Annotated in this window: 9 protein-coding genes; 1 reads left to right on the forward strand and 8 read right to left on the reverse strand. The window is 65.1% G+C overall.

Annotated features, from left to right (window positions below; translation table 11 throughout):
- Positions 1–115: 115 nt before the first annotated feature.
- The 8 genes from ACP69S_RS21745 to ACP69S_RS21780 all read right to left on the reverse strand — a co-directional run bounded on the left by ACP69S_RS21745 (position 116) and on the right by ACP69S_RS21780 (position 5,968).
- A complete protein-coding gene (locus ACP69S_RS21745; protein WP_426000786.1) occupies positions 116–361 on the reverse strand; it encodes an ATP-binding protein in 246 nt (81 codons plus the stop codon).
- Positions 358–1,299 (reverse strand): AEC family transporter, encoded by a 942-nt coding sequence (locus tag ACP69S_RS21750; RefSeq protein WP_426000787.1) that lies wholly within the window; start codon positions 1,297–1,299, stop codon positions 358–360. The genes ACP69S_RS21745 and ACP69S_RS21750 overlap by 4 nt, the downstream gene beginning before the upstream one ends.
- Positions 1,296–1,616, reverse strand: coding sequence for a hypothetical protein (locus tag ACP69S_RS21755; protein ID WP_426000789.1), 321 nt, complete (start codon positions 1,614–1,616; stop codon positions 1,296–1,298). Before ACP69S_RS21755 ends, ACP69S_RS21750 begins: the two co-directional genes overlap by 4 nt.
- On the reverse strand, positions 1,613–2,098 hold the full coding sequence (locus ACP69S_RS21760; protein WP_426000798.1) for a metal-dependent hydrolase: 486 nt from the start codon (positions 2,096–2,098) through the stop codon (positions 1,613–1,615). The genes ACP69S_RS21755 and ACP69S_RS21760 overlap by 4 nt, the downstream gene beginning before the upstream one ends.
- The gene (locus ACP69S_RS21765) at positions 2,067–2,234 is read right to left on the reverse strand and encodes a hypothetical protein (protein ID WP_426000790.1); all 168 of its coding nucleotides are present in this window, start codon (positions 2,232–2,234) and stop codon (positions 2,067–2,069) included. The genes ACP69S_RS21760 and ACP69S_RS21765 overlap by 32 nt, the downstream gene beginning before the upstream one ends.
- Positions 2,235–2,413: 179 nt before the next feature.
- The gene (gene aceB / locus ACP69S_RS21770; protein WP_426000792.1) at positions 2,414–3,994 is read right to left on the reverse strand and encodes a malate synthase A; all 1,581 of its coding nucleotides are present in this window, start codon (positions 3,992–3,994) and stop codon (positions 2,414–2,416) included.
- Positions 3,995–4,069: 75 nt separating this feature from the next.
- The gene (locus tag ACP69S_RS21775; protein ID WP_426000793.1) at positions 4,070–4,303 is read right to left on the reverse strand and encodes a hypothetical protein; all 234 of its coding nucleotides are present in this window, start codon (positions 4,301–4,303) and stop codon (positions 4,070–4,072) included.
- 45 nt (positions 4,304–4,348) lie between these two features.
- Positions 4,349–5,968, reverse strand: coding sequence for an isocitrate lyase (locus tag ACP69S_RS21780; protein WP_426000794.1), 1,620 nt, complete (start codon positions 5,966–5,968; stop codon positions 4,349–4,351).
- A gap of 155 nt (positions 5,969–6,123) precedes the next feature.
- On the opposite strand from ACP69S_RS21780, the gene ACP69S_RS21785 reads away from it, so the two are divergent.
- Positions 6,124–7,548: a helix-turn-helix domain-containing protein gene (locus tag ACP69S_RS21785; RefSeq protein ID WP_426000796.1), complete on the forward strand. Its 1,425-nt coding sequence runs from the start codon at positions 6,124–6,126 to the stop codon at positions 7,546–7,548.
- The last annotated feature ends 351 nt before the right edge of the window (positions 7,549–7,899 follow it).

A 7,899-nucleotide genomic window follows, 5' to 3' on the forward strand; every position in this document is an offset into this window, starting at 1 on the left:
CTTCGAGAAGACCCTCGACAGCTCAACGGCATGACTCTTCATGGCATCGGTCCAGCTCATGACCCGAAGGCTCGCAACCCTCTGATCACAATCAGAAACATTATGAGGCAGACTCTTAGCGTTGCTCAGCTAACAAATGTCGCGCTGCCCTCTGCTTCACAAAACAGTAGACTTGGCTGAGGCCCAAGCCTGTCCCTTTGCCAACCTCCTTGGTGGTGAAAAACGGCTCGAAAATTCGGTCGGCGATCTCTCGAGCGATCCCCACGCCTGTGTCCGAGACCCAAAGGGCTACGCATTCGGTCGTTGTCCCCATGTTGGAAACAGAGCGAGGCTTTGAGATCGTACTGACCGTGATGGTCAACGTCCCCTTGTGAGCAGCATGGAGACCACCGACAGGGTGACACAGGCCGCCGCCGTGGTCAGAGCTACTGTTCGGGCGCCGCCGCTTGCAAAGACGCCAAGGGTCCGGGTCTGGATGAAGACGTTGACCGCCGTGGGGGTGGCGGCGAGCAAGGTGGCACCCAAGCGAAAGGCCAAGGGTGCATCGGTCAGGCCCACGGCCAGCCAGGTAAGAGCGGGCAAGGCCAGCAGTTTGGCCGCCACCGCCGCCAGCACCGGGCCGTTGCGCGGCGCGGGGTTGTCTTTGTCGGCTCGCAGCGCCAGAGCCGCGCCTAGAGCCACCAGGGCCACAGGGCTTCCCGATCCCGCAGCGGTCGCTACCGCTCGGTCCAGCAGGGCGGGGAGCGCGAGCCCCGTAAGGGCCATGAAGATTCCGATCAACGAGGCTGCGACAATAGGATTAGCCAGGGCACGCATGGCCGAGTCGATTATCGAGCGCCCTCCGGCCCAGCCCAGCAGGGCGATGCCGGTTGCCGCTACAATCACGAAGTCCACCGCCACCACCCCTACCGACAGCCTGGCGGCCTCTGGGCCCAGTATGGCGGCGACAACGGGCAGGCCTAGAAAGGCGCTGTTGCCCAAGCCGGCGGACAGGGCGGCGCCCCCGCGCTCTTCCCGTGTCCAGCCCAGGATTAGGCCCAGCAGCAGCAATGCGGCCATCAGGGTCAGCGCCGCGCCGGCGAAGGCCGCCAGGCCCCAAGCCAGGGCCGGGGTGGGCACGCCGATCCGCGACAGCGAGTGGATCAGTAGCGCTGGAAACCCGACCCAGAAAACGTAGGCCGAGAGGCCCGCAGCCATCGGGCCGTCCAGCAGGCGCAGCCGCACCAGCCCGATCCCGGCCACGACCAGCAGGAAGAAGGGCAACACCCGCGACAGGACGCCGGACACGAAATCGATCACGGGGACTGGCTCGACGATTGGGGACGTCGAGGCCTAGCACCGCCGCTCTTGGAGGAGCAACCCGTCCAGCGTTTTTTGCCCGTCCAAGCCGGAAGGGTCAGATGATTGACCAGGATAAGGTTGTCATTGTCGCCGGCTGGAGCGCTATCGGCGCCCTTGACGCCTGCGTCGAAGCGTGAAACCGCCCATGTGATCTTACCGGCCGTTTCAAGCGGCCAGCCAGAGATCGCACGACCAGCGAGCGACTGCCGCTCGATGCCGGTGCCGGTGCCGGTGACAATTGAAAGCTTGCCTTTGCCGACGACGTTATGGCTCAAGCGGCGACCGCAGGCGCCTGGGCCAGTTCGGCCTTGGCCTTGGCCAGAAGGTTGCGGTCGTCGTGCATCCACGGATGGAAGCCTGGAAGAAAGAAAGTTGCCCCCATCCGCGAGATCTTGCGCAACACGCCGGGGTGGCCGAGCAGATACCAAGCCAGCTTCATCCAAGCCTTGGGGCCAGTGACGCCATCGGCGGCCATCAATTCCAGCGCGTCCACCCAGCGACGTTTGACGGAGTCGCGGCTGACGTTCCAGAACACGCCGCAGTGGATGCCCCAGCGCTTGAGAGGCTTCAGGTTCTTAATAACGTGCATGAAGGTGTCACAGACGGGCGCCTTGCGCTCGACCTCTTCGACGGCGTGCCAGATTCGAAGCCACCGGGCCTGGTGGGCTGCGCCCGCCAGTTCAGTGCGATCGCGCAGCAGCAGATTGGCGATCGCGGTGAAATGCTCAAGCGCGACGGTGATCGACAGCTGGCCCAGGAACGTCGGCTTGGCCCGGACGCCAGGCGATGTCGGTCAGGGTTAGGGCGCGGCCCTCGTCGAGACGCTCGACGGTGAGATCGGCCTCGCCCGACAGCTTCACCCGCGCTTTGCGTGGCCGACGGCCACCACCCACTCATCGCGCCCCGCACCCGAGGCCAGGGCGCCATTGGCCCGCGCTCCGGCCGCGTAGACCCGCTGCATGGCCGCGCCGCAGCACCTGCCCCCAGCGCGCCTTTCCCCCGATTGACCGGCAGTTGGACGTGCTGGAGGACGAGCGCCGGGTGACGCCGTTCAGCCTGCGATCCTGAGAGCTCAGACGATCAGTTCGTAAGCCGGCAGGGTCAGGAACTCTTCCAGGGTTTCGGACAGCACCATGCGGGAGAACAGCAGGGCGGCGTCTTCCAGGCGGGGTGAGGGGAAGTCGCGCCGCAGGCCGCCCATCTCTTCCGTCAGCAGGCTGACGAACAGCTCCGAGCTCATCTCGCGCCCGTCTTCCAGCGCCGCGTTCAGGCGGATCCATTGCCACAGCTGGGTGCGACAGATCTCGGCCGTGGCCGCGTCCTCCATCAGGTTGTAGAGCGGCACCGCGCCCCGGCCCTCGATCCAGGCCTGGGTGTAGCGGACGCCGACGCGGATGTTTTCACGCACGCCGGCTTCGGTGCGGACGCCCTCGTGCAGCTCCAGCATCTGGGGCTGGGTGATTTCCAGAGCCTCAAGGCGCTTGTCCAGTTGGTTAGGCGTCGGCATCAGGCGGTCGAAGACCTCCATGGCCACCGGCACTAGGTCGGGGTGAGCAACCCAAGTGCCGTCATGCCCGGCGCCGGCTTCCCGCTCCTTGTCGGCCCGCACCTTGGCGAAGGCGGCCTGGTTGGCAGGCTCGTCGCCCTTGATCGGGATCTGTGCGGCCATGCCGCCCATGGCGAAGGCGCCGCGCCGATGGCAGGTCTGGATCAGTTTCAGCGAATAGGCGCCCAGGAAGGCCTTGCCCATCACCATGGCCGAGCGGTCGGGGGTAAGGAATTCGGCGCGGCGGCCCAGGCGCTTGATGAACGAGAAGATGTAGTCCCAGCGGCCGCAGTTCAGGCCGGCCATGTGGTCGCGCAGTTCGTACAGGATCTCGTCCATCTCGAAGGCGGCCGGGATGGTCTCGATCAGGGCCGTGACCTTGATGGTGCCGTTGGGGATGCCGAGGGCGGCCTGGGCGTGGACGAACACCTCGTTCCAGAGGCGAGCCTCCAGATGGCTCTCCATCTTTGGCAGATAGAAATAGGGGCCCGAGCCCTGAGCAATCGACGCCCTGGCGTTGTGGAAGAGGTACAGGCCAAAGTCGAACAAGGCTCCGCTGACGGGCAGGCCGTCAACCTCCATGTGGCGCTCAGGCAGGTGCCAGCCACGGGGGCGGATGACCAGGACGGCGGGGTTGGGTCCCAGCGCGTAGCTCTTGCCGGACTTGGGATCGACATGGGCCAGCGCGCCGGCCCAGCGATCCTTCAGATTGACCTGGCCCTCGATCAGGTTGGCCCAGGTCGGAGAGGTGGCGTCCTCGAAGTCGGCCATGAATACCTTGGCCCCGCAGTTGAGAGCGTTGATGATCATCTTGCGATCGACGGGACCGGTGATCTCGACCCGGCGGTCCTGCAGGTCGGCGGGGATCGCCGCGACGGTCCAGTCGGCGGCGCGGACGTCGGCGGTCTCCTGCAGGAAGTTGGGCAGTTCGCCGGCGTCAAAGCGGGTCTGGCGGGCGACGCGGGCGGCCAGCAGCTCGCGGCGACGACCGTCGAACCGGCGGTGCAGGTCGGCCACGAAGGCCACTGCCTCGGGCGTCAGGATCTCTACCGCGCGGCCCTCGATGGGGCCGGTGATCTGGATGTTGGCGGCGATGTCGAGGGGCATGGCGGATCCTGTGGCGTCTCGGTAGGAGGCTCCCGGATCTTGCAGGTCCGGGAGCAGGGCGTCGACTAGGGGGCTTTATGCGCTCTTGGCGGCGCTGTGAGGACGGACGGTCGGGACGATCTGGTCGCCCCAGTTCCCCGCGCCGTCGTGGTGGCGCGAGGTGCGGACCAGCTCGACCGAGTAACCGGCCTCGATGGCGCGCCGCACCGCTTCGTTCAGTCGGTGGGAGGCTTCGGCCACCCGATCGACCGCGCGCTGTTCGGCGGAGGCGTTCGGCATGGCGGCGGGAACAAATTGCGTGTCGGACATGGGATCTCTCCTTGATCGGGTGGACGGGGATCGGGTTGACGGGGACTATTCGGCGGCGAACTGGTTCATGGTGTTGGCGTGGCCGCCAGCCGTCAGGGCGCGCTCGCCGGCGACCATGATCTTGAAGCTGTCGCCGAGATCCGAGCCGACCTCGTGCTGGTGCTTCACCGCCGATACGCCCCGGCGGATTTCCTCGCGCTGGACCGAATTGACATAGGCTTTCATCCGCTCGGGGCCGAAATAGCCGCGCGACAGCTCGTCCATGCTCTTGGCGGTCAGGTGGAAGGTCGGCAGGGTGATCAGGTTGTGGAACACCCCGGCGCGGGCCGAGATGTCGGCCTGGAAGGCGGCGAGGCGGGCGTCGGTCTCGCGACCCAGGTCGGCGTCGTCATATTCGGCCGACATCAGGGCCGCGCCGTCGGGATAGGAGTCGGGGTGGATCTTGCCTTCGGCGATCCACTGCTCGCGGACCTGGCGGCGCAGGTTGAGCGTCCAGTTGAACGACGGCGAGTTGTTGTAGGTCAGCTTGGCGTTGGGCACGACCTTGCGGATTTCGGCGACCATCGAGGCGATCTCGTCGACATTGGGGGTGTCGGTCTCGATCCACAGCAGGTCGGCGCCGCCCTGGGTCAGGGATGCGATGCAGTCCTCGATCACCCGGGCCCGGCCGGTGCCGTCCTGGAAGGCGAACAGGCCGTTGGGCATGCGGACGGGCTTCTCAAATTGGCCGTCGCGATAGAGCGCCAGTTCCCCCGGCAGGATGGGGTTGTCCGGGGTGATGGCTTCGGTCTTCAGCCACTTGATGTAGTCGCTGGCCAGATCGCCGGGCTCCTGGCTGACCGGCACTTTCTGGGTCAGGCCTGCGCCCAGGCTGTCGGTGCGGGCGACGATGACGCCCTCGTCGACGCCCAGTTCCTCGAAGGCCAGACGGCAGGCGCGCAGCTTCTCGATGAAGTCCTCGCGCGGCACGGTGACCTTCCCGTCCTGGTGGCCGCACTGCTTGGCGTCGGAGACCTGGTTTTCGATCTGCAGGCAGCAGGCGCCGGCCTTGATCATCTCCTTGGCCAGCAGATAGGTGGCGTTCTCGTTGCCAAAGCCGGCGTCGATGTCGGCGATGATCGGCACGACGTGGGTTTCAAAGCCGTCAATGGCTGCGATGGCCGCCTTTTCGGCAGCCTTGTCGCCGGCGTCGCGGGCGGTCTTCAGGGTCTTGAAGAGGTCGTTGATCGCCACTTCGTCGGCCTGGCGCAGCGAGACATAGATCTCCTCGATCAGGTCGATGACCGAGGTCTTTTCGTGCATCGACTGGTCGGGCAGATGGCCGAAGCGGTTGCGCAAGCCAGCGACCATCCAGCCCGACAGATAGACATAGGCGCCCTTGGTGGTGCCGCGCAGGCGCTTGACCGACTTGATCATCTGCTGGGCGTGGAAGCCCGACCAACACCCCAGCGACTGGGTGAACTTGCTGCTGTCGGCGTCATACTCGGCCATGTCGGCGCGCATTACGGTCGCCATTTCGCGGGCGATGTCGAGGTGCGTCGAGAAGGTGTTCTGCAGCTTCAGCTGGATGATGTCGTCAATGCCCACGCCGCCGGGCGTGACGCCTTGCGGATAGCGGGCCAGCAGAATTTCGCGGTGTTGGGCGTGGGTCTTGCGCAGCGTCATATCTGATCCCCATCGGCGACCCGGCCGCTGGGCGGTCGGGCGAAAAAGTTCGTGGGGAGAGCTAACGGCGCAAAGTCGCAGGCGTCGAACCTATTGAAGGTAATTTGTCACAATCTGACTTTGTATTTCCTGTAAACTTGTGACAATGTGACTGAATGGCGACGCATGACAAGAAGCTGTTTCTCGGGGGGCGACTCAAGCGGCTGCGGCGTGATCTGGGTGTCACCCAGAGCCGCATGGCCGAGAACCTGGGCGTGTCCGCGAGCTATTTGAACCTTCTGGAGCGCAACCAGCGCCCGGTCACCGCCCAGATCCTGCTGCGCCTGGCCGACGCCTATGACCTGGACTTGCGCAGCCTGTCGGCCGACGATCCGGGCGGCGGAGCGGGGCTGGAAGAGGTACTGGCCGACCGGATGTTCGCCGATCTCGGCATCAGCCGCCACGAGGCGGCCGAGGTGGCGGAACTGTCGCCGGGCATGGCCGAGGCCATGTCACGGCTCTATCGCGCCTATCTGGATCGCGGCCGTCTGATCGATCTTGGCGTGTTCGAGCGGCCCGACGGCGTGGTGGGGGCCTCGTCGCAGGCGCCAACGGACTGGGTCCGGGACCTGGTGGGCTCGCAGCGCAACCATTTCGCCGAGCTGGAGACCGTGGCTGAAGTTATTGTCGCCGCCCTGAAGGCCGACCCCCAGGATCTGGGACCCGCCGTGCGTGCGCGGCTGCTGGACCACTTCGGGATCCAGACCCGGGTGATGCCCGTGGAGACCATGACCGGTTCGCTGCGACGCTATGATCATCACCGCAAGCGTTTGATGATTTCCGAGACTCTGGCCCCGGCCAGCCGAATCTTCGCCATGTGCTACCAACTGGGCTTGATGGAGGCAGGGGAGACGCTCTCCACCCTGACCGATCGCTTTCAGGCCCCCGACCGGGCCACGCGACAGCTGCTGAAGGTGTTTCTCGACAACTATCTGGCGGCGGCGATTATGACGCCGTACGAGCCGTTCCTGGCGGCCATGGAGGCCAGCGGCTATGACATTGAGCGTGTGCGGTCGCGGTTCGGGATCAGCTACGAGCAGGCCGCCCAGCGCCTGACCACCCTCAGCCGGCCAGGGTCGCGGGGCACGCCGTTCTTCATGATGCGCCTGGACGCGGCGGGTAACATCTCCAAGCGGTTCGCGGCCGGGCCATTCCCGTTCTCGCGCTTCGGCGGGGCCTGCCCGCGCTGGAACGTTCACGACAGCTTCAAGACGCCCGGCCGGATCATCACCCAGGTGATCGAAACCCCCGACGGCCAGCGCTACTTCACCCTGTCGCGCACCGTGCGGCGAGTGTCGGGCCTGCAGGCGGGGCTTGAGGACGAGCTAGTAGTGGGGTTGGGTTGCGAGCTGAAGTACGCCGGAAAGCTGGTCTATGCCCGGGGCCTGGACATCTCCACGCCCGCCGCCGTCGAAATCGGACCCTCTTGCCGGATCTGCGAGCGCCCGGCCTGTCCCCAGCGCGCCGCCGCGCCGCTCAACCGCACCCTGTTGGTCGAGGAAAACAACAAGGCTTTATCGCCATTTCCATTCTTGCCTTGATTGCGGCAACGCTTCGGGGCTCGCATTGATCGCCCATGCCGGGTCTAGAGTTTTCGTGTCTTCATCCTCGGCAGTGCAGGCTGTCGGCATAGTTGCCGCTGGGCGAGTGAAGCTGCCAAATTCGATTGCCCAGATAACCGATAGTTTCCGATAATGTATTGCACGATACCGCGCTAAAACATTGAGCTCACTAGGACATTTCCGCTAAGATACCTTAGACGCAATATGAGTATAGCCGGGCGGATTCTATTTTGAAGTGCGATTTATGAGGGTTTTTATGGACTTAGGTCCAGGGAGATTTTCACATGGGATCGCGTTACGATCATATCACGGTTCAAGAACGCCACCTGA

The sequence above is a fragment of the Caulobacter sp. DWR1-3-2b1 genome (assembly GCF_049895765.1).
In the GTDB taxonomy this organism is placed as follows: Bacteria; Pseudomonadota; Alphaproteobacteria; order Caulobacterales; family Caulobacteraceae; genus Caulobacter.

What these genes read in the sequence shown, in the direction of transcription:
- ACP69S_RS21780 (WP_426000794.1), bottom strand. Translation starts at nt 5,968, where the DNA reads ATGACGCTGCGCAAGACCCACGCCCAACACCGCGAAATTCTGCTGGCC.
- ACP69S_RS21775 (WP_426000793.1), bottom strand. Translation starts at nt 4,303, where the DNA reads ATGTCCGACACGCAATTTGTTCCCGCCGCCATGCCGAACGCCTCCGCC.
- aceB (WP_426000792.1), bottom strand. Translation starts at nt 3,994, where the DNA reads ATGCCCCTCGACATCGCCGCCAACATCCAGATCACCGGCCCCATCGAG.
- ACP69S_RS21785 (WP_426000796.1), top strand. Translation starts at nt 6,124, where the DNA reads ATGGCGACGCATGACAAGAAGCTGTTTCTCGGGGGGCGACTCAAGCGG.